This window comes from Mesorhizobium sp. M0808 (genome assembly GCF_040320025.1).
Taxonomy (GTDB): Bacteria; Pseudomonadota; Alphaproteobacteria; order Rhizobiales; family Rhizobiaceae; genus Mesorhizobium.
The window spans coordinates 103,248-128,063 of record NZ_JAMYOX010000011.1 but is presented as its reverse complement, the minus strand read 5'-3'; the positions used below and the strand labels follow the sequence as shown (position 1 = coordinate 128,063).

16 protein-coding genes and 1 tRNA gene are annotated in these 24,816 nt (G+C 61.8%); 4 read left to right on the top strand and 13 right to left on the bottom strand.

Annotated features, from left to right (window positions below; translation table 11 throughout):
- The first annotated feature begins 160 nt into the window (after window positions 1-160).
- Window positions 161-237 (top strand) — tRNA-Pro (locus tag NKI25_RS15830).
- Between the two features lie 502 nt (window positions 238-739).
- Window positions 740-1,765 (top strand): site-specific integrase, encoded by a 1,026-nt coding sequence (locus tag NKI25_RS15825; RefSeq protein ID WP_352591565.1) that lies wholly within the window; start codon window positions 740-742, stop codon window positions 1,763-1,765.
- Here the strand turns inward: NKI25_RS15825 and NKI25_RS15820 are convergent.
- The 4 genes from NKI25_RS15820 to NKI25_RS15805 all read right to left on the bottom strand — a co-directional run bounded on the left by NKI25_RS15820 (window position 1,740) and on the right by NKI25_RS15805 (window position 7,154).
- Window positions 1,740-3,359: an ABC transporter ATP-binding protein gene (locus NKI25_RS15820; protein ID WP_352591562.1), complete on the bottom strand. Its 1,620-nt coding sequence runs from the start codon at window positions 3,357-3,359 to the stop codon at window positions 1,740-1,742. The genes NKI25_RS15825 and NKI25_RS15820 overlap by 26 nt on opposite strands.
- Window position 3,360: 1 nt before the next feature.
- A complete protein-coding gene (locus tag NKI25_RS15815) occupies window positions 3,361-4,479 on the bottom strand; it encodes an ABC transporter permease (protein WP_352591559.1) in 1,119 nt (372 codons plus the stop codon).
- Window positions 4,472-5,395, bottom strand: a complete 924-nt coding sequence (locus NKI25_RS15810) for an ABC transporter permease subunit (protein ID WP_352591556.1) — start codon at window positions 5,393-5,395, stop codon at window positions 4,472-4,474. The genes NKI25_RS15815 and NKI25_RS15810 overlap by 8 nt, the downstream gene beginning before the upstream one ends.
- 166 nt (window positions 5,396-5,561) lie before the next feature.
- On the bottom strand, window positions 5,562-7,154 hold the full coding sequence (locus tag NKI25_RS15805) for a peptide ABC transporter substrate-binding protein (protein ID WP_352591553.1): 1,593 nt from the start codon (window positions 7,152-7,154) through the stop codon (window positions 5,562-5,564).
- 425 nt (window positions 7,155-7,579) lie between these two features.
- On the opposite strand from NKI25_RS15805, the gene NKI25_RS15800 reads away from it, so the two are divergent.
- Both NKI25_RS15800 and NKI25_RS15795 read left to right on the top strand, forming a co-directional pair.
- Complete coding sequence (locus tag NKI25_RS15800; protein WP_352591659.1) at window positions 7,580-8,014, top strand: TadE/TadG family type IV pilus assembly protein; 435 nt, start codon at window positions 7,580-7,582, stop codon at window positions 8,012-8,014.
- A gap of 1 nt (window position 8,015) precedes the next feature.
- Window positions 8,016-9,800 carry a pilus assembly protein TadG-related protein gene (locus NKI25_RS15795; protein WP_352591550.1) on the top strand — a complete coding sequence of 595 codons (1,785 nt, stop codon included), beginning with the start codon at window positions 8,016-8,018 and terminating at the stop codon, window positions 9,798-9,800.
- A 16-nt stretch (window positions 9,801-9,816) separates the two neighbouring features.
- Here the strand turns inward: NKI25_RS15795 and bglA are convergent, their stop codons facing one another.
- From bglA to NKI25_RS15750, 9 genes are all read right to left on the bottom strand, one after another.
- Window positions 9,817-11,442 (bottom strand): beta-galactosidase BglA, encoded by a 1,626-nt coding sequence (gene bglA / locus NKI25_RS15790; protein ID WP_352624584.1) that lies wholly within the window; start codon window positions 11,440-11,442, stop codon window positions 9,817-9,819.
- The gene (glgX, locus tag NKI25_RS15785; RefSeq protein ID WP_352998659.1) at window positions 11,435-13,468 is read right to left on the bottom strand and encodes a glycogen debranching protein GlgX; all 2,034 of its coding nucleotides are present in this window, start codon (window positions 13,466-13,468) and stop codon (window positions 11,435-11,437) included. Before glgX ends, bglA begins: the two co-directional genes overlap by 8 nt.
- Entirely contained in the window at window positions 13,468-15,096 is a 1,629-nt protein-coding gene (locus tag NKI25_RS15780) for an alpha-D-glucose phosphate-specific phosphoglucomutase (RefSeq protein WP_352591541.1), read from the bottom strand. Before NKI25_RS15780 ends, glgX begins: the two co-directional genes overlap by 1 nt.
- A gap of 3 nt (window positions 15,097-15,099) precedes the next feature.
- Window positions 15,100-16,545, bottom strand: coding sequence for a glycogen synthase GlgA (gene glgA, locus NKI25_RS15775; RefSeq protein WP_352591538.1), 1,446 nt, complete (start codon window positions 16,543-16,545; stop codon window positions 15,100-15,102).
- Between the two features lie 3 nt (window positions 16,546-16,548).
- Entirely contained in the window at window positions 16,549-17,814 is a 1,266-nt protein-coding gene (gene glgC, locus NKI25_RS15770; protein ID WP_352490794.1) for a glucose-1-phosphate adenylyltransferase, read from the bottom strand.
- Window positions 17,815-17,849: 35 nt separating this feature from the next.
- Window positions 17,850-20,063, bottom strand: a complete 2,214-nt coding sequence (glgB, locus tag NKI25_RS15765; protein ID WP_352591535.1) for a 1,4-alpha-glucan branching protein GlgB — start codon at window positions 20,061-20,063, stop codon at window positions 17,850-17,852.
- A gap of 146 nt (window positions 20,064-20,209) precedes the next feature.
- Window positions 20,210-22,678: a glycogen/starch/alpha-glucan phosphorylase gene (locus NKI25_RS15760; RefSeq protein ID WP_352591532.1), complete on the bottom strand. Its 2,469-nt coding sequence runs from the start codon at window positions 22,676-22,678 to the stop codon at window positions 20,210-20,212.
- 174 nt (window positions 22,679-22,852) lie between these two features.
- Entirely contained in the window at window positions 22,853-23,635 is a 783-nt protein-coding gene (locus NKI25_RS15755) for an ATP-binding cassette domain-containing protein (RefSeq protein WP_352470952.1), read from the bottom strand.
- A 2-nt stretch (window positions 23,636-23,637) separates the two neighbouring features.
- On the bottom strand, window positions 23,638-24,699 hold the full coding sequence (locus NKI25_RS15750) for an ABC transporter permease (RefSeq protein WP_292653631.1): 1,062 nt from the start codon (window positions 24,697-24,699) through the stop codon (window positions 23,638-23,640).
- Between the last annotated feature and the right edge of the window lie 117 nt (window positions 24,700-24,816).

Genomic DNA, 24,816 nt, shown 5'->3' with positions numbered 1-24,816 from the left:
CAAGTGGACGGTTATCCAGAAGCCCTTTAAGCCGTGTTTGTGCGACAGGAAACTGAAACCTGTATGACGTGGCGGCGAAAGCGAAAGAAATGCGACAGAAGCGCTGCCATTGGCGCTTGCAGTAACCAAATGCGGCGGCTATAAGCCCGCGGTCTGGTCACGGAGTGTAGCGCAGCCTGGTAGCGCACATCGTTCGGGACGATGGGGTCGCAGGTTCAAATCCTGCCACTCCGACCAGAAAAAATACGTCCATCCCGGTTCAGAGCCCGTAGGCGCTCTTTCCAAATTGCCCTGATACATTCGGACAAGAAGGCAGGTCTGGCCGAGGAGAGGCTAAGCGGTGCCCGCAGGGGCATCGGATCGCGGCTAATGCCGACGCGAGCGGATGTTCGTCACCGACAAAAAGCGACTTTCCAAGGCACCCGAAACCTCCCCCGCTTCGGAATGCCAAATCGTCCCGTGAAGGCCGGCGTGAGATTTACACCTCAGTTGTAACCGCAACATGGGATAGCCCGAGCCACCATTTTGATGCGGCTGTCAGCTACCCTCCGGGAATGCACCAAGACTCGTCGTCCGGCGGGAAAGCCAAGCCGGCGCGATTCTGCGCCGCCTTTCGCAAGTCTTTGCATCTCACGGCACTATCGCCCATTTTGCTTGTTGCAGAGCCGGTCTTGTTGCCTCTTCTAGTGATCCCCGTCCGCAGGACGAACAACTTCGGAGCAAAAAAAAGGGGACCATTGTGACGACCCATCATCATGCCCGCACGGCAGCGGTGTCTAGCGCTTCAGGTATGCTGCGCCCTCAACTCGGGCCTGCCGCCGCCGGCAAATATCAGCCCCCGATCTCCAGGGCAGATGCCCGCCGCCTGACTGTCGGTGACATCCTCGCCGCCTATACCGAAGGACGCCAGGCCAAGATTGCCGGTCGCAAGGAATTTCTCGCCAGGATGCGTTTTCTGAACGAATTCTTCGGCACCGAGCCGGTCGCCAGCATCAATGGAGATCGCTGCCGCGCCTATGTCGAGCACCGTTCGCGCGAGCGCAATCGGGTAGAGCGTGAGCGAATCGCCAAGCTCAACGCCGCGGCGATGGAGACCCGCCGTGCGTTACTCCCGGCGTGGCGAGACAAGGACTTTACATCAGGCCCGCGTCGCGATCTTGAGGACCTCCGCTCGGCGATCAACTTTTGGGCCAAGGAATACGGTCTCGATCCGAAGCCGTCCGTCACCTTGCCAGACAAACCAGCAGCGCGCGAGCGCTGGCTGACGCGCGAGGAAGCAGCGGGACTGCTGCGCGCGGCATTGCGGCTGCGCCGGAAGCACGGTCAGTACGCTCATCTCTGCCGCTTTATCATTGTGGGGCTCTACACTGGCTGCCGACATCGTTCAATCCTGCAACTCAATTGGGATGGCGAGGCCGCACAAGCTTGGCCGGACCTAGGCCGCGGCGTGCTCTATTGCAAAGATCAGCACGCGAAAAAAAGCAAGAAATGGCGTCCGCCGGCGCGACTGCCGTCACGGCTGATCGCCCATATGCGCCGCTGGAAGCGTATCGATTGCGACTGCGGGCCGGTCGTCCATGACAGCCTGGGCGAACCGACAAAGCGCATCGAGAAGGCGTTCCGCACCTGCCGCGTGGAAGCCGGGCTCGGCGACGATGTCACCCCGAATGTGCTTCGCTACACCCGCGCCATGTGGCCTGTGCTGTGCGACGTCGACATGTGGCGGATCGCCAGCAAGGCTATGCGCTCAGGCGAAATCGCGTGACATCGATGGCCGCGGCCATCAGTGTCTGTGTGTAGGTTGCCTGCGGGTTGCTGAAGATCGCCTCGGCCGGCCCCTCCTCGACGATCTTGCCCTGTTTCATGACGATGATGTAGTCGGCCATGGCGCGCACAACGGTGAGATCGTGGCTGATGAACAGATAGGACAGTTCGTGGTCGGCCTGCAGCTTGCGCAGCAATTCGACGATCTGCTTCTGCACCGAGCGGTCCAGCGCCGAGGTCGGCTCGTCCAGCACCACCACTTTCGGCTTGAGGATCATGGCGCGCGCAATGGCGATGCGCTGCCGCTGGCCGCCGGAGAATTCGTGCGGATAGCGGTTGCGCGTGTTCGGATCGAGCCCGACTTCGAGCAAGGCATCGACCGCGCGGAGATCGCGCTGCCTGCCCGACAGATTGGGCTCGTGGACCAGAAGCCCCTCGGTGATTATCTGGCCGACGGTCATGCGTGGCGACAGCGAGCCGAATGGATCCTGGAAGACCAGCTGTAATTCGCGCCGCAGCGGCCGCATCGCCTGGCGGTCAGCGTGGGAAATGTCGCGGTCACCAAGCCGGATGATACCGTCGCTGGGCAGGAGCCGCAGCAAGGCGCGGCCGAGCGTCGATTTTCCCGAGCCGGATTCGCCGACGATGCCGATCGTCTGGTTGCGCTTCAGCCGTATCGAAATGCGATCGACGGCGCGCAGCAGCAGCGGCTCGCCGCCAAGAAATCCGCCGCCGATCTTGAAGGTCACCTCGACGTTCCTGCCTTCAAGCAGGACAGGGGCATTCGGAGGCGGCGGCGCCTTGGTGCCGGTCGGTTCGGCGGCAAGTAGCATCTTGGTGTAGCCGTGCTGCGGGTTGGCGAAGATCGCTTCCGCCTCGCCCTCCTCCACCACCTCGCCGTAGCGCATCACATAGACCCGGTCGGCAAAGCGCCGGACGATGCCGAGATCGTGGGTGATGAAGACGATCGCCATGCCGAGCTTGCGCTGCAATTCGGCGAGCAGCATGAGAATCTGCGCCTGGATGGTGACGTCGAGCGCGGTCGTCGGCTCGTCGGCGATCAGTATGTCGGGGTCGTTGGCCAGCGCCATGGCGATCATGACGCGCTGGCGCTGACCGCCCGACAACTCGTGCGGATAGGATTTCATCCGCCGCTCCGGATCGGGAATATGGACCAGCCGCAGCAGCTTGAGCGCCTCCTCGCGCGCCGCGGCGGCGCCAAGTCCGCGATGCTTGCGGATCGGCTCGATCAGCTGGTTGCCGATCGAATAGAGCGGGTCTAGCGACGTCATCGGCTCCTGGAAGATCATGCTGATCTTGCGGCCGCGGATCTTGTTGAGCTCGGGTTTGCTCAAGGTCAAAAGATTGCGGCCGCGATAATCGACTGTGCCGGTGGCTTCGCCGTTCGAGGCGAGCAGGCTCATCGCCGCCATCATCGTCTGGCTCTTGCCGGAACCGGATTCGCCGACGACGGCGACGGTCTCGCCTGATTTGACGTGGATATTGATGCCCTTCACCGCCTCCACCACACCGTCGAGGGTGCGGAAGCGGACCCGAAGGTCCTTGACGCTGAGGATGGTTTCGGAAGCGGCCATCTCAACGATCCTTCGGGTCGAGCGCATCGCGCAGCCCATCGCCGACGAAATTCAGCGCGAACAGCGTGGAGACGAGAAAGAAGGCCGGGAACAGAAGCAGCCAGTTGGCCGAGCCGATGTTCTGGGCGCCGACCGAGATCAGCACGCCCCAGCTGGTCATCGGCTCCTGGACACCGAGCCCGAGGAACGACAAAAAACTCTCCAGGATAATGACCTGCGGCACCAGCAGCGTCATGTAGATCACAACCGGCCCGAGCAAATTGGGGATCACATGGCGCAGCAGAATGCCGCGCTGGCCGACGCCCATCGCCTCCGCCGCCTGGACATATTCCTGCCGGCGGATCGACAGCGCTTGTCCGCGCACGATGCGCGCCATGTCGAGCCACAGCACCGCTCCGACCGCCAGGAACATCAGCACGAAGTTCCTGCCGAAGAACACCACCAGCATGATAACGAAGAAGATGAACGGCAAAGAATAAAGCACGTCGACGACACGCATCATCACCTCGTCGACCCTGCCGCCGGCAAGGCCGGCGGTGGCGCCGTAGAGCACGCCGATGAGCACGGCCACAATGCCGGCAAGCAGGCCGATGGCTAGCGATATGCGCCCGGCCATCAGCGTTCTGGACAGGAGATCGCGGCCGGTATTGTCGGTGCCGAACAGGAAATATTGCTGCTTGATCGAGGCACTCATCACCATTTCGAGACCGTCCGGCGATTTGCTCTCGATCTTTGTGTCATCAAAAGTATCGGAACGATCAAGGTAGCGAATGTTGCGGTCATCGATCGGCTTGGACGATTTGACGGTAACGAACACACGGCTGTCCTCCTGCCGCCACTCCTTGATGTCGACGCGCATACGCCTGATCGCCTCATCGAGGGCGCCTTCGATCATGTCGGCCTTCGGATAGGCCGAGAAGCTCGGCGGCGTACGGACATAGTCGGCATAGATGGTGGTGTATTGGTGCGGCACGAAATAGGGCCCAAACACGCTGATGACGGCGATGAAGGCAAGATAATAGAGGCTGAACATGGCCGCGCGATTGGCCTTGAGGCGCGCCCAGGCGTCACCCCACAGGGACCGGCCGACGACCGGTGCGGCAACTGCGATATCAGTCATAGCGCACCCTCGGATCGACGACCCCATAGAGGACGTCGACGATCAGGTTGAAAACGATGGTGAAGAGCGCGATGACCACCACCGTCCCCATCACCAGTGTGTAGTCGCGGTTGAGCGCGGCAACGACAAAATGGCGGCCGATGCCCGGGATAGAGAAGATGGTCTCGACGATGATCGAGCCGGTGAGAAGGGCTGCAGCTGCCGGACCGGTGAAGGAGACGATCGGCAGGATGGCGCCGCGCAGTGCATGCTTGACGACGACTGACCAGTCGGACAGGCCGAGAGCGCGCGCGGTGCGGATGTGATGCGAGTGCAGCGATTCGATCATCGAGCCGCGCATCAGGCGGGCAACGATGGCGATCTGCGGCAGAGCGAGCGTCAGCACCGGGCCGACCTTATTGATGAGGGCTCCATCGCCCCAGCCACCGATCGGCAGCAGCTTCCAGGTCAATCCGAATACAAGCTGGATTACTGGGGCGATGACAAAGGTCGGTATGGTGCTGCCGGCGGTCGCCAGCGCGATCACCGAATAGTCGGCAAGCTTGTTCTGGTTGAGCGCGCCAACAGTGCCGAGCACGGTGCCCAGGAGCAGCGCCAGAACGAGCGCCGAAGCGCCGAGTTGGATCGAGATCGGCAGGCCTTCCCTGAACAGCTCGCCGACGGTGAAATCCGGCATGTTGTAGCTGGGACCGAAGTTGCCGCGCAGAAGATTGCCTAGATAATGGAGGTACTGCAGCCAGAGCGGGTCGTTGAGGCCGAACTGGGTTTCGAGATTGGCTCTGATCTCGGGGCTCAGGCCCCGCTCCTGGTTGAACGGTCCGCCCGGTGCGACGCGTATCAGGAAGAACGCCATGGTCACGATGACGAACAGCGTCGGGATGGCGGTCAACAGCCGCCGGAATACGTAACGCAGCATCGATGCCCCGCTTGATCCAGAGCAGCGCGCGTCCGGCTGGACGATTGCGCTCTAGCCTTCAAATCTTCGCACCGACATTGTCGAAAATCGAATCCGGTTCCCGGGCCGATGCGATGGCAAACCAGAGCCGCCGCGCATTGAGTTGCGCCGCGGCCTGGCTAAGGGATCAGTCCTTGCTGATGAAGCGGGACGGATGGATATCCATCACATTGTCGTCGAAGCCATGCAGCTTCGAGGAAACGATGTCGTGGTAGCTATAGTAGAGGATCGGAATGTTGCCGACCTCATCGACGAGGATGCGCTCGGCCTTGGCGAGTTCCTTCATGCGCTCTTCGGGCTTGCCGCCGGCGGCGGCGGCCTTGTCCATGGCCTCTTCGTATTTCGGGCTGTTGTAGTTCGAATAGTTATTGCCACTAGCCTTGCGGGAGATCCCAAGGAAAGTTTCCGGATCCTTGTAATCCGCAATCCAGGCGGCACGCGCGACATCATAGTCGCCCTTCTGCTCGAGGAAAGAGTAGTGAGTCTTGGTATCGGTGTTGAGCAACGTGACCTCGACGCCAAGCGGCTTCAGCTGTTCCTGGATGGCGACAGCGGTGTTCTTGTGGTTTTCCGAGGTGTTGTAGCGGATTTCCATCTTCAACGGATGCTCGGGCGTATAGCCGAGCTTCTCCAGGATTTTCTTGGCTTCATCTTCCCGGTCGATCTGCGGCATGTCGGCGTATTTGGCCAGTGCCGGCGTGTAGCCCTCGATCCCCGGAGGCACCATCGAATAGCCGGGCAGCATCGAATTCTGCCAGACTTTTTCGGCGAGGAAGTCGCGATCGATCGCCATCGAGATGGCGTTGCGCAGTTCGACATTGTCCCACGGCGCCTTATCGGTCTTGATCGCATAATAGTAGGTGCCGAGATATGGCCCGACACGGACCTGGTCGCCGAATTTGGCCTTGAGGTCGCCGAGCTGTTCCGTCGGCAGGTCACCGTAGCTGTCGAGTTCGCCAGCCTCGAAGCGCTTCATCGCCGACGAACGATCCTCGGTCGGGATGTAGTTGACCACGTCGAACTTGACGCTCGCGGCATCCCAGAATTTCGGATTCTTGACCAGCTTCAGATGGTCGTTGGGAACCCACTCTGCCGCTGTAAAGGCCCCGTTGGAGACCAGCTTGCCTGCCTTGATCCAGTCGGCGCCAAGCTTTTCGATCGACGCCTTGTTGACCGGATAGGTCGCCTGATGGGTCAGCATCTCCAGGAAGTAAGGCGTTGGCGCCTTGAGCGTGACTTCCAGGGTATTTGCGTCAATCGCCTTGACCCCCATATCCTCCGGCTTGCCCTTCTTGGTGTTGACTTCCTCGGCACCCTTCACTGGATAGAGCATGGAAGCGTATTCGGCAGCGGTGGCCGGATCTTCCAGCCGACGGAACGAATAAACGAAGTCGTCCGCCGTCACCGGGCTGCCATCCGACCAGAGGCCGTCCTTGCGCAGCTTGAAGGTGTAGACAGTGCCGTCGTCGGACACCGTCCAGCTTTCGGCGGCGCCCGGAATGAGATTCGTCTTCTGGTCATGCATGACGAGGCCCTGGAACAGGTCGCGTATGATATCGGCTTCGTAGACCGTCGAGGTCTTGTGCGGGTCGAGCGTCTCCGCTTCGGCGGCGGCTCCGCGGTTGTAGACGGTCTCGGCGAAAGCCGGCGTGTAGAACGTACCGGCGGCCAAGACCATGGTCGTGGCGAGTACCGTCGCCTTCAGCACATGTTTCAGCATGGAGTTCTCCCTAATGACGTCGCCCTTCGGCCACGTCTCTAAGTGTTGACGCCCCCGAAACCGATTGGTTGGTTCCTTTCGAGCGCGCAGCCGGTTCCCTTTCCGGCAGCTGGTGGCCAAACAGTAACGTGGAGATTTTTTATTTCAACAGACTCTCGGGGTCACGCAAAGTAAGGGGCCGGGACAGTCGCCTTGCGAGCGGCCAATCAATGGTCAAAGCCATGAGTTTGACTGGGTTTCCTGGCCAGAACGCCGATCTGGGAAATAATCTGGCCGATCATTTCAGTTTACCGGAATGTATTAATTGGTTCTTAGCAACCAAGGGTTACAAATTTCAATGGGATCGGCACATCGACCTTGAGTTCCAACGGGCAAGGGCAATGAACAAGATAGACAGTAACACTGTCGCATTAAAGCGTAAAATATTGCGCCAAATACGGGCGAATCTACGCAAAATTGGAGATGAGTCCGGAACTTCCGCGGTCGAATTTGCCCTGCTTTCGCCGATCTTTATCCTGCTCGTGCTCGGAATGGTTGCATATGGTATCTATTTTGGTGCAAGCAACTCCTTGCAGCAAATCGCCGCCGATGCCGCCCGCACCGCAATTGCCGGATTGAATCAAACCGAGCGCCAGGCGCTGGTGGCGAGTTTCGTCAAAAACAATGCCACTGGATACCCGTTCGTCGATTCCGGCAAGCTGACCTACCAGGCGACGGACAGCACGGCCGACGGAAATCAGTTTGTCGTGTCAATCCAGTACGATGCCAGCAACCTGCCGATCTGGAACCTGTTACCAAGCCTTGCGATGCCGCAAACCACGATCTCGCGCAGATCTACCATCAGGATTGGAGGCATTTGAAATGTCGCAGTTCTTGCTGAGGAGCATCGGGCGGATCGCTCGCTCGATGGTTGGCGACAAGAAGGCGAACTTTGCCGTCATGACGGCGCTGACAGCGCCATTCGCGCTGGGGCTGGCGGCCTTCGCTGTCGACGAAGGTTCGATCTACACGGAGCGCAGGGAGGCCCAGGCGATGACCGACCTGGCGGCGATCACCGCGGCGTCGAACATCAAAGATATGGAAGCCGCGGCGGTAACCACGCTCAGTGACAACCGAATGCCCGGCATCATTGTTCAAAAGCCAGGTCAGACAATCGTTCCCACGGTTGGCAAAACCGTCGTGTCGGTGACCGGCGGCCGATACTCAGCGGCGTCCTCCATTGGCGTCGACAAGCGCTTCGAAGCCGGTAAAGCGCCTTACAACGCCGTTCGCGTCACTCTGCAAAAAATCCCCGCCCGGTATTTCGCCAGTTCGCTCATCCCTACTCCGGTTGTCGGCACCGAAGCCATTGCCAGTGTGACCCCGCAAGCGATGTTCTCGGTCGGGTCCAGGCTCCTCAGCGTCAATGGCGGCATCCTCAACGCGCTTCTCAGCAAGTTGCTGGGCGCCAACATTTCGCTCAGCGTCATGGACTACAACGCGCTGATCTCGGCCGATGTAAACGTGCTTTCGTTCGTCGATGCCCTTGCCGTACAGTTGCAACTGACAGGTGTCAGCTATTCCGACGTGCTGGCGTCAAAAGCGACGGTAGGCCAGATCGCGACCGCCATGGCCAATGCGTCCGGGTCGGGCAGCGCCAGCAAACTTGTGCTGCAGACGATCGCGTCGAGGGCCACCAACACAGTCAAGATACCCCTCAGTCATCTTATCGATCTTGGCTCGATCGGTAAGCTCGGCCTCGGACAAAAGTCTCCCGGCTTTTCCGTCGACGCAAGCGCGATGGGCATGCTGGGTGCCGCCGCCTCGCTGGCCAATGGCTCAAACCAGGTCCAGGTCGATCTCGGCGCCACTATTCCGGGACTTACCGCCACCACGCTCGCCATCGCCATCGGTGAGCCAATGCAATATTCACCCTGGCTGGCCGTCGGGGAAAAAGGCACCGTGGTGCGCACCGCGCAGACGCGCATCAAGCTGGTCACCACAGTTGGCATCGGCAATTCCAATCTCGGCGGCGGCATCAGTCTGCTGTCCGTCAACCTGCCTCTGCATGTCGAAGTCGCCTATGCGGAAGCCAAGCTAACCGACATCAGCTGCCCGACGGGCCGGCCGGATAGCATCAAGGTCTCGATCGCCGCGCAGCCTGGCGTGGCCTCGCTGCACCTTGCCACCAGCGACGCCGACAACAACCCATCGGCCTTCGCCGATTTCAGCAATCCGCAATCGTTCTCCGATGCCACGATTGCACAGGTAAGCGTAAAGCTTCTGCTACTCACCCTCAATCTGCTCGATGTGAAGGGTTCGTCATCACTTGCCATCACCAACAACGATCCGACCGCATTGACGTTCGACAGCACCGATATCGCCAACAAGACGATAAAAACTGTCGCCACAAAAAACCTGACGCAATCACTCACGACATCGCTGGTCAGCGGCCTCTCGCTCTCGGTCAATGCACTGGGCCTCGGGCTGGACGTGACGGCCCTGCTCGGAACGGTTAAGCCGGCGGTGGTAACGGTTCTGAACGGCGTGACGGCGCCGGTCGACGAACTGGTCTATAACGTGCTTGCAGCTGTCGGCGTGCATGTCGGCGAGGCCGATGTGCGGGTTGTCGGCGCGACTTGCGGGCGCTCCGTGCTCGTTCAATGAGATAATGAAATAGAGCTCAGCCGATCCGGCCGAGGAAGCAGCCCAGCGGCGGCAGCGACAGAGTTCTTTCCTGCAAGACGCCGGCAGCACCGCCAAGGTCTATCGGCTCTATCGCTTCCAGATCCGGTGGCAATTGCCAGCCGGCCGGCTCGTCGGCGAAATTGAAGACACAGAGCAGCTTTTCGTCACCGCCTTCGCGAATGAAAGCAAGGACGTCGCCTTCGGCATCGAGGAACCGGATCGAGCCTCGAGCCAGCGCCGGATGCTGCTTGCGCAAGGCCAGCATCGCCCGGTAGCTCGCCAGGACGGAGGTTTGCTCGCCGTCCTGGACGTCGACCGCCTGGGCACGATGGCTTGCCGGGACCGGAAGCCACGGCTTGCCGGTCGAAAAGCCGGCATTGTCGGCGCCAGCCTCCCAGACCATCGGCGTTCGGCACCCATCCCGTCCCTTGATTGCCGGCCAGAAGCGGATGCCGAAGGGATCGCGCAAATCCTCGAACGCCAGTTCGGCCTCCTCCAGCCCGAGTTCTTCGCCCTGGTAGAGGCAGATCGATCCGCGCAGGCAGGAAAGCAGCACGATCGAGAATTTCGCCACCCTGTCCGGATCGCCGCCCGGCCTTGTCCATCGACTGACATGGCGCACGACATCGTGGTTGGAGAACGCCCAGCAAACCCAGCCGTCGAACACCGTACTCTCGAAGGCCTCAACACAGCCACGCACATGCGACGCCGAGAATTGCGGGCCGAGCAGGTCGAACGTGTAGGACATTTGGAGCTTGTCGCCACCGCCGGTATAGGCGGCGAGTGTCTGCAAGGAACGCGTTTCGTCGCCAATCTCGCCGACAGCGGCGCGGCCTTCATATTCGTCAAGCAAGGCCCGGAAGCGCCTGAGGAAAGCAAGGTTTTCCGGCTGGCTCTTGTCGAACAGATGCTCCTGATAGAGATAGGGGCTGGTTGCCGTATTGGTGCCGGCGACGCTTTCCGCCAAAGGCGGGTTGCTGCGCACCCAGCGGTCGTGGACGTAATAGTTGACCGTATCCAGCCGGAAACCGTCGACGCCGCGCTCGAGCCAGAACCGCACCGTTTCCAGCAAGGCGTCCTGCACCTTTGGGTTGTGGAAATTCAGGTCCGGCTGCGAGGCGAGGAAATTGTGCAGGTAATATTGCCTGCGCGTTGCGTCCCATTCCCAGGCCGGGCCGCCGAAAAGCGACAGCCAGTTGTTGGGGGCGGTGCCGTCGGGCTTCGCATCGGCCCAGACGTACCAGTCGGCCTTGGGGTTGTCGTGGCTCGTGCGGCTTTCGACGAACCATTCGTGCCGATCCGACGAATGCGACAAGACCTGATCGATGATCACCTTCAGGCCGAGCCGGTGCGCCTCTGCAATCAGTGCGTCGAAATCCTCTAATGTGCCGAACATCGGATCGACGGCGCAGTAATCCGAAACGTCGTAACCCATATCCGCCATTGGCGACTTGAAGAAAGGCGACAGCCAAACCGCGTCGACACCCAGCGATGCGACATGGGCCAGCCTCGAGGTGACGCCGCTGAGATCGCCGCTGCCGTCGCCTGTCGTGTCCTGGTAGGAGCGCGGGTAGATCTGGTAGATGACGCAGCCGCGCCACCATTCGGCATTGTCAGCCATCGTGGCTCTCCCCTGCGCCCACCCGCGCGGCCCCGCGTTCGAACATGAACATGACCGTTCGCCCAGGCACCGGCCGTGAGATGTCGCCAGTATCCGTTTCGATGGCAGGGCGCCAATGAAAACCCGCCCGTTCCGGCAGCGTGAACATGCAGGCCCGGCGGTCGCCATTGATGACCACCGCAAGGCGACTGTTCTCACCGCTCCCGAGAACCATGACCAGCCGGTGCCGCCTGGCATCGTGCCAGGCGGCCTCGTCGAGCGGCATGCCGGTTTCCGTCAGCCAGGCTACGTCTGGGATTTCCGAGCCCGCAGGCGGTTCTCCGGTCAGGAATGTTGTGTCCAAAAGCGCCGGCACGGCACGACGCATCTTGGCGAGCAGAACCGTGTACAGCTCCAGCGCCCGGTCGCGCCCGGCCCAGTCGAGCCAGGTGATGTCATTGTCCTGCGCGTAGGCGTTGTTGTTGCCGCGCTGCGTGCGGCCGAACTCGTCGCCGGCCGTCAGCATGATCGTGCCGCGCGAGGCAAAGAGCGTCGCCAGCAGCGCGCACTGGTCATCGAAACGGGCCGTAACGATTGACTGGTCGCCGGTCTCGCCCTCGAGGCCATTGTTCCAGGACAGGTTGTCGTCGTGGCCATCGCGGTTCTGTTCGCCATTGGCCTCATTGTGCTTGTGCTCATAGGCAACGATATCGGCCAGCGTCATGCCGTCATGCGCGGCGATGAAGTTGATGCTGCGGCTCGTTGTCTGGCCTGGTTTGGCAAAGACATCGGACGAACCGGCAAGCCGCGTCGCCAAGGCACCGATAATGCCGCCGTCGCCGCGCCAGAAACGGCGGATATCGTCACGGCATTTGTCGTTCCATTCGAGGAAGGGTGGCGGAAAATTGCCGAGCTGATAGCCATCCGGTCCGATATCCCAAGGCTCGGCGATCAGCACCCGGTCGCCAAGAACAGGATCTTTGCGAATGGCGTTCAGCAGCGGCGCATCGGCGTCGAAAACGCCGTCGACGCGGCCGAGGATCGGCGCCAGGTCGAAGCGGAATCCGTCGACACCGGCGCGCTGGACAAAGTGGCGAAGCGTGTCGAGGACCATTTCCCGGACGACCGGATGTTCGCAGGCGAGCGTATTGCCGGTTCCGGTGTCATTGACCAGAGCGCCGTCGGCCTCGTGCCGGTAATAGGCGCGATTGTCGAGCCCGCGCAGCGACAATGTCGGGCCGAGCCGGTCGCTTTCGCCGGTGTGGTTGAACACCAGGTCGAGAATGGTGCCGATGCCGGCCTCGCGCAGCGCGGCGACCGTTCCGCGCAACTCGGCCAGACCGCCGGGCGCCAGTCGCGGATCGAGCGCCATGAAGGTCACGGGATTATAACCCCAGGCGTTGCGCAGACCGAGCGGCGGTAAATGCCGTTCGTCGATCGATGCAGTCACCGGCATCAACTCAATGGCTGCCACGCCGAGTTTTTGCAGATGCTCGACAACGAGGGGGTGAGCGAGCGCTCCAATGGTGCCGCGTTGCTTCTCGGGAATGTCCTTATGCAGCTTTGTGAACGCGCGTACCGGCACTTCGTAGATGAGGCCGCCGGACCGAAACAGAGGCGGCAAGGCAGGCAAGGGTTCCGGCAAGGCGCCAGCAATGGCTTTCGGCATCAGCGGCGCCGTGTCGGCCCCCTCACCCCGGCGCGCGGCTAGCCGGCCGTCATAGGCATAGGGCCTGTCGATCTCGACGGCATAGGGATCGGCCAGCAGCTTGTCGGGATCGAACCAGAAACCGTGTTCCGGCGCGTAGTCGCCATCGGCACGGAACCCGTATCGGGTGCCAGCGGCGAGACCGGCAACAAAAAGTGCGTGGACGCCCTCGCCTTCCGACTGGAGTTCCAGCCGGTCGATTTCGCGGTTGCCGTGTTCGTCGAAAATCGAAACCCAGATGCGCCGAGCCAACGAGGACCATGCGGCGAAGCGGATGCCGCCCTCCCCGGCAAGCCCGCCAAATCGCGGACGATAGCCGGCGGATAGTCCCGACGACATCAGGTGATGACGCTCGGTTTGGCGCGGCCGGTATGGCGGCGAATCCCGGCAATGTCGTCGGCCGCCACGATCAGATCGGCAAGTGCCTCCTGGGTGTCGAGATCGTGGCGGTTCTTGTCCGGCTCGTAGCGCTCGACATAAAGCCGCAGCGTCGCGCCCGAGGTGCCGGTGCCGGACAGGCGGAAGACGACGCGTGAGCCGCCTTCGAACAACACCCTGATGCCCTGGTTCTTGCTGACCGAGCCGTCGACCGGATCGTGATAGGCGAAATCATCGGCGCTGGCGATCGTCATGCCGCGCACGCTGGTGCCAGGCAGCGAGCCGAGCTTGGCGCGCAGCTCGTCGACAAGCGCGTTGGCACGATCAATCTCGACCTCCTCGTAGTCGTGGCGCGAATAATAGTTACGGCCATAGGCCGCCCAATGCTGGGTGACGATCTGCTTGGCGCTTTCGCCGCGCACGGCAAGGATGTTGAGCCATAAAAGCACAGCCCACAGGCCGTCCTTTTCGCGGACATGGTTGGAGCCGGTGCCCGCACTCTCCTCGCCGCAGATCGTTGCCATGCCGGCATCGAGCAGATTGCCGAAAAATTTCCAGCCGGTCGGCGTCTCGTAGATGCCGATGCCGAGCTTTTCGGCGACCCGGTCGGCAGCACCGCTGGTCGGCATCGAGCGGGCGATGCCTTTCAGCCCAGCCTTGTAGCCCGGCGCCAGATGGGCGTTGGCGGCGAGCATCGCCACCGAATCAGACGGGGTGATGAAAATTCCCTTGCCGATAATCAGGTTGCGGTCGCCGTCGCCATCCGAGGCGGCGCCAAAGTCTGGCGCATCCGGCCCCATCATCTCGTCGTAGAGGTGTTTTGCATGCACCAGATTGGGATCGGGATGATGGCCGCCGAAATCCGGCAGCGGAATGAAATTGCGGGCGGTGCCGTTGGGCGCGCCGAGCCGGTTTTCGAGGATCTCCTTGGCGTAGGGGCCGGTCACCGCATGCATGGCGTCGAAGCGCATGCGGAAGCCCGACTTGAACAGCGCCCGCAATGCGTCGAAATCGAACAGGCTTTCCATCAGTTCGGCATAGTCGGCGACAGGATCGATGATTTCGACGGTCATGTCCCCCGTCTTGACCGTGCCGATCGTGTCGATGTCGACCTGCCCGATATCGGCGATCTTGAAGCTTGAAATCGCCTTGGTTTTTTCGAAGATCGCGTCGGTCAGCTTTTCCGGCGCTGGGCCGCCATTGCCGGCATTGTATTTGATGCCGAAATCCTCATGCGGGCCGCCCGGATTGTGGCTGGCCGACAGGATGATGCCGCCAAAGGTCTTGTATTTGCGGATGACATGCGAAGCGGCCGGCGTCGACAAGATGCCGCCCTGCCCGACCATCACCTTGCCGAAGCCGTTTGCCGCGGCCATGGCGATGGCCTTCTGGATGACCTCGCGGTTATAGAAGCGGCCGTCGCCGCCGATCACCAGGGTTTTGCCCTCGAACCCGTCCAGCGCATCGAAGATCGACTGGATGAAGTTCTCGGCATAGTGCTCCTGCTGGAACACGGGGACCTTTTTACGCAGCCCGGAGGTGCCGGGCTTCTGGTCGGGATAGGGTTTGGTGGCGACGGTGCGGATCATCAGTCAGGCAGCCCTTTTCGAAAGCAGCAAGCGATAGTGTTGGACATATTTTTCGGCGCTTTTGTCCCACGAAACGTCGGCCTTCATGCCTTGCCGCTGCATCGACGTCCACACTGCGGGATTGGCATGCGCCTCGACAAGGCGGCGGACGGCGTGCAGCAAGGCGCCGGCATTGGCGGGCGCAAACTGGAAACCGGTCGCAACGCCGGCAGAGATGGCGGCTTCGTTGGCATCGATGATCGTGTCGGCAAGGCCCCCGGTGCGCGCGACCACCGGCACGCAGCCATAGCGCAGGCCGTAAAGCTGTGTCAGCCCGCAAGGTTCGAAGCGCGATGGGATAATGATGGCGTCGCTGCCGCCCTGCATGGTGTGGGAGAGTCCCTCGTCATAGCCGACGACGACGCCGATGCGGCCGCGATGGCGGGCTGCGGCGGCAAGCAATGCGCCTTCGAGCCCGGCATCGCCGGAGCCGAGGATCGCCAGCCGCGCACCTCTTGCAACGATGCCGTCGACGGCCGCCGCCAATATGTCCATGCCCTTTTGCCAGGTCAAACGGCTGATGACGCAGACGATCGGGCTGTCATCGCGATCGAGGCTGAAGCGGTCCTCGACCGCGGCCTTGTTGGGCATCCGTGCCTTGAGCGTCTTTGCGGTGTAGTTGCAAACCAGATGCTTGTCGGTTTCCGGGTTCCATATCTCGGTATCGATGCCGTTGACGATGCCATGGAGATCGACGGAGCGCATGTTGATCAGGCCGTCGAGGCCCATGCCGAATTCGGGCAAGCGGATTTCCTGCGCATAGGTCGGGCTGACCGTGGTGATCGCCCACGCCGCCTGCAGGCCGGCCTTGAGGAAGCCGACGCCGCCGTAATATTCGACGCCGTCGAGCGCCATCGCCGCCGCCGGCAGGCCAAGCTCGCCAAAGATGCCGGCGCCGAACTGACCCTGGAAGGCGAGGTTGTGCACGGTGATCATCGACGGCGTGCCGACCGCCTTGCCGTAGCGCATGTAGGCGAGCGTCATTGCCGACTGCCAGTCATGGGCATGGACGATATCGGGCAGGTAGCCCGAGATTGCGCCGCCGGCAATATCACCGCCTACCTGGCTCAAGGCCGCGAACCGCCGCCAATTGTCCGGCCAGTCGGCGCCGGTCGCGTTGCCGTATGGGCCGCCGGGACGGTCGAAAAGATGCGGCGCGTCAAGCACGAACAGGTCGAGCCCGGCGATCTGGACGGCATGCACCGAGGCCTTGCCGCCCTGCAGCAACGGATATTGCTGAACCGGCTTTTTTTTCCTGAAGGCGCCCATCACCTGAGGATAGCCGGGGACGAGCGTGCGCATGATGACGCCCTTGCCGGCCAATGCCACGGGCAAGGCGCCGGTCACGTCGGCGAGCCCGCCCGTCTTGACCAGCGGAAAGATCTCGGGCGCCACCGACAGAACCTGCATGCACTACGATCCCAGCCTGTTGATCATGTCCTGCGTGACGAGGCAGATGCCTTTTTCCGAAACGCGGAAACGCTTGGCGTCGAGGACGGGATCCTCGCCGACCACCAGACCCTCCGGGATCCTGACGCCGTGATCGATGACCACGCGCTTCAGCCTGGCGTTGCGGCCGACATGGACGTCCGGCAGCATGACGACCTCCTCCAGCGTCGAATAGGAATTGATGCGGGCGCCGGTGAAGATCAGGCTTCGCTTCAGCGAAGCGCCCGAAACGATGCAATCGCCCGACACGAGAGACGACACGGCCGACCCGCGGCGGCCATCCTCGTCATGCACGAATTTTGCCGGCGGCTTCAACTCGGCATAGGTCCAGATCGGCCAATCGCGGTCGTAAAGGTCGAGTTCCGGCGTGATGTCGGTCAGGTCGATATTGGCCTCCCAATAGGCGTCGACCGTGCCGACGTCGCGCCAATAGGCCTCGTTCTCGGCGGTCGAGCGCACGCAGGATTTGGCAAAACGATGGGCGATCGCCTTTCCGTGCTCGACGATGTAGGGGATGATGTCCTTGCCGAAGTCGCGGCTCGAGCCGGGCTCCGCCGCATCGCGACGCAATTGCTCCATCAGGAATTTGGTCTTGAACACATAGATGCCCATCGAGGCGAGCGCGAAATCCGGTTTGTCGGGAATGCCCGGCGGATCGGCGGGCTTTTCGATGAAGGAGATAATGGTGTCCTTGGGATCGACATGCATGACGCCGAAGCCGGTGGCTTCCATGCGTGGCACTTCGAGGCAGCCGACGGTGACGTCGGCGCCGGCCTCGACATGCTGGCGCAGCATCATTTCGTAGTCCATCTTGTAGATGTGGTCGCCGGCCAGGATGACCATGTATTCCGGCCCGTAGGCCTCGATGATGTCGATGTTCTGGTAAACGGCGTCGGCGGTGCCCTCATACCATTGCGTTTCCGATACACGCTGGCTGGCAGGCAGGATGTCGAAACTCTCGTTGCGCTCGGGCCGCAGGAAGTTCCAGCCGCGCTGCAGATGGCGGATCAGCGAATGCGCCTTGTACTGGGTGGCGACGCCGAGGCGGCGGATACCGGAATTGAGCGCATTGGAGAGCGCGAAATCGATGATGCGGGTCTTGCCGCCAAAATAGACCGCCGGCTTGGCGCGGCGGTCGGTCAGTTCCTTGAGCCGGCTGCCACGGCCGCCGGCCAGCACATAAGCCATGGCGTCGCGTGCCAGCGGCTGTGTTCGTTTTATTTCAGCCATTCCTATCCTCCCAGGTTAGATGCTCCAGACATAGCTCAGTCCGGGACGAATTCGAGCATGATCGTCGACAGCGGCGGCAAAAGCATCGTCGCCGAAATGCCTCCTCCTTCCGCCTGAGCCTCGACGCCGCCGCTATTGCCCTTGCCGGAACCGCCATAATCCGTGGCATCGGTGTTGATGATCTCGCGCCATTTTCCGGCGTGCGGCAACGGCACGCGGTAATTGTCGCGCGGCACCGGCGTGAAGTTGGAAATGACCGCGATCGGGTTGCCGCCCGGCGCGCTGCGCAGCCAGGCAAATACTGAGTTCGCGCTGTCGTCGACGATCAGCCAGGAAAAGCCCTCCGGCTCGCAGTCGCGGGCATGCAGCGCGGGGCGCGAGCGGTAGAGATAGTTGAGATCGCGCACCGTCTGCCAGACGCCGCGGTGGAGCCGGAAATCGAGCAGGTTCCAGTCGAGCGCCCGCCCCTCGCTCCACTCGCGGCGCTGTGCGAACTCCTGGCCCATGAACAACAGCTTCTTGCCGGGATAACCCCACATGAACGCGTAATAGGCGCGCAGCGTCGCGAATTTCTGCCAGTCGTCGCCGGCCATCTTGTTGAGCAGCGTGCCCTTGCCGTGCACCACTTCGTCATGGGACAGCGGCAGCACGAAATTCTCGCTGAAGGCGTAGACCAGACCGAAGGTGATGTCGTTGTGGTGATGCTTGCGGAAGATCGGCTCCTTGGAGAAATACTCCAAAGTGTCATGCATGAAGCCCATGTTCCATTTAAAACCGAAGCCCAGTCCGCCTTCATGCACCGGCTGCGAGACTTTCGGCCACGAGGTCGATTCCTCGGCGATGGTCATCACACCTGGATGGTGGCCGTAGACCTCCTTGTTCATACGCTGCAGGAAGCTGACCGCTTCGAGGTTCTCCCGCCCGCCCTTCTCGTTGGGAATCCATTCACCGGCCTTGCGAGAATAATCGAGATAAAGCATCGAGGCGACCGCATCGACGCGCAGTCCGTCGACGTGATATTTCTCGGCCCAGAACAGCGCATTGTTGACCAGGAACGAAATCACTTCGCGGCGCCCAAAATTATAGATCGCGGTGTTCCAGTCGGGATGGAAGCCCTTGCGCGGATCGGCATGTTCGTAGAGCGCGGTACCGTCGAACTTTGCCAGACCGTGTTCGTCAACCGGGAAATGCGCCGGGACCCAGTCGAGGATGACGCCGATGCCTGCACGGTGGGCGCCGTCGACGAAGCGGGCAAAACCGTCCGGATCGCCAAAGCGGGCAGTCGGCGCATAAAGACCCGTCGTCTGGTAGCCCCAGGACGGGTCATAAGGGTGTTCGGAGATCGGCATGAATTCGATGTGGGTAAAACCGCTCTCGACCACGTAAGGGATCAGCCTGTCGGCGAGCTCATCCCACGACAGGAAGCTGCCGTCGTCGTGAAGCCGCCATGACCCGGCATGGACCTCGTAGATCGATACGGCCTCGCGCCTGTGGTCGGCATTGCGCCAGTAGTTCCGGTGCGCCTCGTCACCCCATTCATGCGCCGGCGGCAGTGCCGTCACCGAGGCGGTGGCCGGGCGCAGTTCGGACTTGAAGGCGAACGGATCGGCTTTGAGCGGCAATCTCACGCCATCCGGCCCGATGATTTCATACTTATATGGGCGGCCTGCGCCGATGTCGGGAATGAACAGCTCCCAGATGCCGGTGTCGCGGCGGACGCGCATGGTATGCCTGCGGCCGTCCCACTCGTTGAAGTCGCCGACCACCGAGACGCGCCTTGCATTGGGCGCCCACACCGCAAAATGCACACCCGATGCACCTTCATGGTCGATGAGATGGGCGCCGAGCTTGTCGAACAGCCTGAGATGCGACCCTTCGGCGATGTAATAATCGTCCATCGGGCCGAGCACGGGACCGAAGGAATATGGATCGGTCAGCCACCAGTCACCGCCGGAATTCCTGGCGTGATAGCGCAGCGGCTGGCGTTTGCGCAGCGACAGTTTGCCTTCGAAGAAACCGCGGTCGTCGCGTCTCGACAGCTCGCCGGCCTTCTTGCCGGTCAGCGTATAGGCGGTGACGAACTCGGCATGAGGGACGAAGCAGCGGGCGACAAAGCCCTTTCCCGCCTCATGCACGCCAAGCACGGCAAACGGATCGCCGTGCGTGCCGGCGACAATCGCCGCGACATCGCCGGCTGGCGCCAGTCCGTCCGGCCCGCTTGTCGCAACGGTCGCGCGCGGCTTGCTCATCAGGCAGTGACCCTCCCCGGGCACCAAGTGTATGTTTCTAGTGGAGTTTTGAATTCGACATTCGCATGCCGCCTAACCCTCCAAGGGATGCGAGGGTCAAATCCACTCCACTAGGACCACATTGTTCGTGGCCTCATGCAATCATATCAGGCGGGCACGTGCCATATGTCTTTCGCATATTGGCGGATCGTTCGATCGGACGAGAACCAGCCGACGCGCGCGACATTGCGGATGGCTCTGGCGTACCAGTCCGGGCTGTTGCGCCAGACGGCATCGACGTCGCGCTGTGTGGCGGCGTAGGCATCGAAATCCGCGGCGACCATGAACCAGTCGCTCTGGTAAAGACCGTTGATCAGGTCGCGATAACGATCCGGATCGTCAGGTGAAAAGACTCCGGATGAAACCGCGGCCAGCGCCTGCGCCAATTCAGGCGATCCCTCGATCACAGCGCGCGGATCGTAACCATTGTTGCGTCGTTCGGCGACCTCATCGGTGGTCAGGCCGAAGATGAAGATATTGTCGTCGCCCACGCATTCCTTGATCTCGACATTGGCGCCGTCGAGCGTGCCGATGGTCAGCGCGCCGTTCAGCGCGAACTTCATGTTGCCGGTGCCGGACGCTTCCATGCCGGCGGTCGATATCTGCTCCGAAAGATCGGCGGCCGGCATCATGATCTCGGCAAGGCTGACATTGTAGTTCGGCACGAACACCACTTTCAGCAAGCCGCGCACCGCCGGGTCGCGGTTGATGACCCGGGCGACGTCATTGGCAAGTTTGATGATCAGCTTGGCGTTGTGATAGCTGGGCGCCGCCTTGCCGCCGAAGAATTTGACGCGAGGCATCCAGTCGCGCTCCGGATGCGAGCGGATCTGGTCGTAAAGCGCGACCGCTTCGAGAATGTTCAAGAGCTGGCGCTTGTATTCGTGGATGCGCTTGACCTGGATGTCGAACAGCGCCGATGGGTCGACCTTGATGCCGAGCCGGTCGGCAACGAGCTTGGCAAGCCTCGCCTTGTTCGCCCGTTTGACGGCGGCGAACTTGTCGCGGAAGGCGGCGTCCTCAGCGAAAGGATCAAGCCGCTTTATCTCGTCGATGTCGTCGAGGAAGCCGTCGCCAATCGCCTCTCGGGTGAGTGCAGTGAGGCCGGGATTGCACTGTATCAGCCAGCGCCGCGGTGTGATCCCGTTGGTCTTGTTGTTGATGCGATCCGGGTAGAGCCTGTGGAGGTCGGCAAACACCGTCTCCTTCATCAATTCCGTGTGCAGGGCAGAGACGCCGTTGATCGAGTGCGAGCCGACAAAGGCCAGATTGCCCATGCGCACGCGGCGATCGCCATTTTCCTGGATCAGCGAGATGCGGCTGATCTGCTCGTCCGAGAACTGGTCGGAGGCGCGCGCCTCGAGCAGCACTTCGGCGTTGATGGCGTAAACGATCTGCATGTGGCGCGGCAACAGCCGCTCGAACAGCGGCACCGGCCAGCTTTCCAGCGCTTCGGGAAGCAGCGTGTGGTTGGTGTAGCCGAAGGTGCGCTTGGTGATGCTCCAGGCCTGGTCGAAATCCATGCCGTGGACATCCATCAACAGGCGCATCAGCTCGGCTACGGCGATCGCCGGATGGGTGTCGTTGAGATGGATCGCCGCTTTGTCGGGCAGCGATTGCAGGTCGCCATACTGGCTGAGATGACGCTGGACGATGTCCTGCAGCGAGGCGGTGGAGAAGAAATACTCCTGCCTGAGCCGCAGCTCCTGGCCGGCCTTGTGGGAATCGGCCGGGTAAAGGACGCGCGACAACGCATCGGCCTTGTTGCTTTCGGCGAGCGCGCCGATGTGATCGCCGGCGTTGAATTTGTCGAGCAGGATCGGGTCGACCGGCATGCCGGACCACAGACGCAGCGTGTTGACGCGGTTGGCCCGCCAGCCGACAACCGGCGTATCATAGGCGACTGCCAGAACATGTTCGGTCGGCTTCCAGACGTGGCGCTCGAGCCGGCCGTCGTTCGACGTGACCGATTCCACCGAGCCGCCGAAGCCGACCTCGAAGGAGCGTTCGCGGCGCTCGAACTCCCAGGGATTGCCGTGATCGAGCCATGTCTCGGGCAGCTCCACCTGCCAGCCGTCATGGATCTCCTGCCGAAACATGCCGTTGGCGTAGCGGATGCCGTAGCCATGCGCGGGGATATTGACGGTCGCCATGCTTTCCATGAAGCAGGCGGCGAGCCGGCCCAGACCGCCATTGCCAAGGGCAGCGTCCGGTTCGAGCGTAGCAATGATGTCGAGGTCGACGCCAAGCGACGACAGCGCCTCGCGCATATTGTCCATCAGGCCGAGATTGGAGAAGGCATCGCGCATCAGGCGGCCGATGAGGAATTCCAGTGACAGGTAGTAGACGCGCTTTTCCTGCTGGGCGTAGGCCTCTTGGGTCGCCTGCATCCAGTGATCGACTATGCGGTCGCGTACAACCTTGATTGAGGCGGTGAGCCAATCGTACTGGGTTGCAACGTTGGTGCCCTTGCCGACCCTGTATTTGAGGGCTTGCAAGACTTCCTCGGCGAGCGTCTTGGGATCCGGGTTTTTGAGCGTGGGCAGAGGAGCTTCGGTTGTCATCGCGCGCGTCATGCTGCCTCTCGTGACGTTGCCAGGATCATGCGGCTTTCACCATCTCTGCCAATGCTAGTGCATCCCACCGGATGTTCAATTGATTCGGGTGATCGCAAGCCGGGTTGCCCTGCGGCAATTTGGCATTTGGAAACAGCGCGTTTGGGCCCTCGGCGATGGGCCTCAAGTTCTTGCTCAAGCCGCCAGCGCCGCTTCCGGCGGCACCTTGGCGCCGGTCATGAAGGCGACCGCGTCGGACATCGTATACTGCTTCGGATCGATGACGCACAGGCGACGGCCGAGCCGGTGAATGTGGATGCGGTCCGCCACCTCGAAAACATGCGGCATGTTGTGTGAAATCAGCACGATCGGCAGGCCTCGCTTCTTCACGTCGAGGATCAGTTCGAGGACGCGGCGGCTCTCCTTGACGCCGAGCGCGGCCGTCGGCTCATCCATGATCACCACCCGGCTGCCAAAGGCGGCGGCGCGCGCCACCGCCACGCCCTGACGCTGGCCGCCGGAAAGCGTTTCCACGGCCTGGCTGATGTTCTGGATGGTCATCAGGCCAAGCTCCGTGAGCTTGTCGCGGGCGCGCTTTTCCATCGCCGGGCGGTCGAGCATGCGCAGCCATTCGCCGAGGAACCCCGGCTTGCGGATCTCCCGGCCGAGGAACATGTTGTCGGCGATAGACAGCGCCGGCGACAGAGCCAGGTTCTGATAGACCGTCTCGATGCCGGCCTCCCGGGCCTCCATCGGCGACTTGAACGCAACGGGCTTGCCTTCAAGTCGTATCTCACCTTCGTCGGGCACGACCGCGCCGGAAATCGCCTTGATAAGCGACGACTTGCCGGCGCCGTTGTCGCCAATGACGGCAAGGATTTCGCCCGGATAGAGGTCGAAATCGGCGTTGTCGAGGGCGGTGACGCGGCCATAGCGCTTGACCAGACCGCGCGCGATGAGGATGGGTTCCTGGGTCATGGCTATGCCGAAACCTTTCTGATCCATTGATCGATCGCCACGGCGCCGATGATCAGCACGCCGGTGAGCAGCACCTTCCACTGCGGGTCGGCGCCCAGCATGTTGAGGCCCATCGAGACGACGCCGACGATCATGGCGCCGAACAGCGTGCCGAGGATCGAGCCGCGCCCGCCGAACAGAGAAATACCGCCGATCACCGTCGCGGTGATGGCCTGAAGATTGTAGTCGGTGACCGCGGCGGAAGGAGAGATCGAGCCATTGCGGCCGATGGAGACCCAGGCTGCGAAGGCGGCGATCAGCCCGGCAAGGGCATAGACGGTCATCAGCACCTTCTTCGTCTGGATGCCCGACAGTTTCGCAGCCTCCTGATCGTCGCCGACCGCGTAGACATGGCGGCCCCACGCGGTGTGGTTGAGCACGTACCAGAGGACCAACACGAGAACGACCATGGCAATGACGCCAAGCGTCAACACGGCCGTGCCGACCTTAAAGCTGAGGGCAAACAGGTGCAGCAGAGGCGCCTGGACGTCGACGTCGGTGTCGCGGATCGTCTCATTGGCCGAATAGATGAAATTGGTGGCCATGACGATGTTCCAGGTGCCGAGCGTCACGATGAAGGGCGGCAGCTTCATGTAGGCGACCAGCACACCGTTGAGCAGGCCGCATGCGCCACCGGCGAGAAGCCCGATCGCCACCGCGAGCACGGCCGGCATACCGTAGCTGACCGCGCAATTGCCCATGATCACAGCCGAAATCACCATGATCACGCCAATCGACAGGTCGATGCCGGCGGTCAGGATCACCAGCGTCTGCGCGGCGCCCAGAATGCCGACAATCGCGATCTGCTGAAGGATCAGCGTCAGCGTATAGGATGAAAAAAAACGCCCGCCGATGGTGATGCCAAAAATAATGATCGCCAGAACCAGCACGATGAGCGGCACCGCTGCCGGCGTGGAATGCAGGAAATGCTGGGCACGCTTGACGGCCGATTTATGCTCGTCGAACGCGGCGACGCTTGTGTCGCTGCTCGATAGAACTTTTTCGAATTCTTGTGCTTGAGCCATGTTTCCTCCCCTGGGCTTCGGCCAACCGCCGACGCCATCCACGCCTTCCGGTCTGCCGCCGGCACTATTTGCGTTTAGATCGGCACATCGTCCACCCGGAGCGGCCGGGGATCAAGC

Excerpts from the sequence above, each read along its gene's own strand:
- NKI25_RS15755 (WP_352470952.1), bottom strand. The coding sequence starts at position 23,635 with ATGACCCAGGAACCCATCCTCATCGCGCGCGGTCTGGTCAAGCGCTAT.
- NKI25_RS15780 (WP_352591541.1), bottom strand. The coding sequence starts at position 15,096 with ATGATCCGCACCGTCGCCACCAAACCCTATCCCGACCAGAAGCCCGGC.
- NKI25_RS15820 (WP_352591562.1), bottom strand. The coding sequence starts at position 3,359 with ATGGCCGCTTCCGAAACCATCCTCAGCGTCAAGGACCTTCGGGTCCGC.
- glgC (WP_352490794.1), bottom strand. The coding sequence starts at position 17,814 with ATGGCTGAAATAAAACGAACACAGCCGCTGGCACGCGACGCCATGGCT.
- NKI25_RS15750 (WP_292653631.1), bottom strand. The coding sequence starts at position 24,699 with ATGGCTCAAGCACAAGAATTCGAAAAAGTTCTATCGAGCAGCGACACA.
- NKI25_RS15815 (WP_352591559.1), bottom strand. The coding sequence starts at position 4,479 with ATGACTGATATCGCAGTTGCCGCACCGGTCGTCGGCCGGTCCCTGTGG.
- NKI25_RS15810 (WP_352591556.1), bottom strand. The coding sequence starts at position 5,395 with ATGCTGCGTTACGTATTCCGGCGGCTGTTGACCGCCATCCCGACGCTG.
- glgB (WP_352591535.1), bottom strand. The coding sequence starts at position 20,063 with ATGAGCAAGCCGCGCGCGACCGTTGCGACAAGCGGGCCGGACGGACTG.
- NKI25_RS15760 (WP_352591532.1), bottom strand. The coding sequence starts at position 22,678 with ATGACGCGCGCGATGACAACCGAAGCTCCTCTGCCCACGCTCAAAAAC.
- NKI25_RS15795 (WP_352591550.1), top strand. The coding sequence starts at position 8,016 with ATGTCGCAGTTCTTGCTGAGGAGCATCGGGCGGATCGCTCGCTCGATG.
- glgX (WP_352998659.1), bottom strand. The coding sequence starts at position 13,468 with ATGTCGTCGGGACTATCCGCCGGCTATCGTCCGCGATTTGGCGGGCTT.
- bglA (WP_352624584.1), bottom strand. The coding sequence starts at position 11,442 with ATGGCTGACAATGCCGAATGGTGGCGCGGCTGCGTCATCTACCAGATC.
- glgA (WP_352591538.1), bottom strand. The coding sequence starts at position 16,545 with ATGCAGGTTCTGTCGGTGGCGCCCGAGATCTTTCCGCTGGTCAAGACG.
- NKI25_RS15805 (WP_352591553.1), bottom strand. The coding sequence starts at position 7,154 with ATGCTGAAACATGTGCTGAAGGCGACGGTACTCGCCACGACCATGGTC.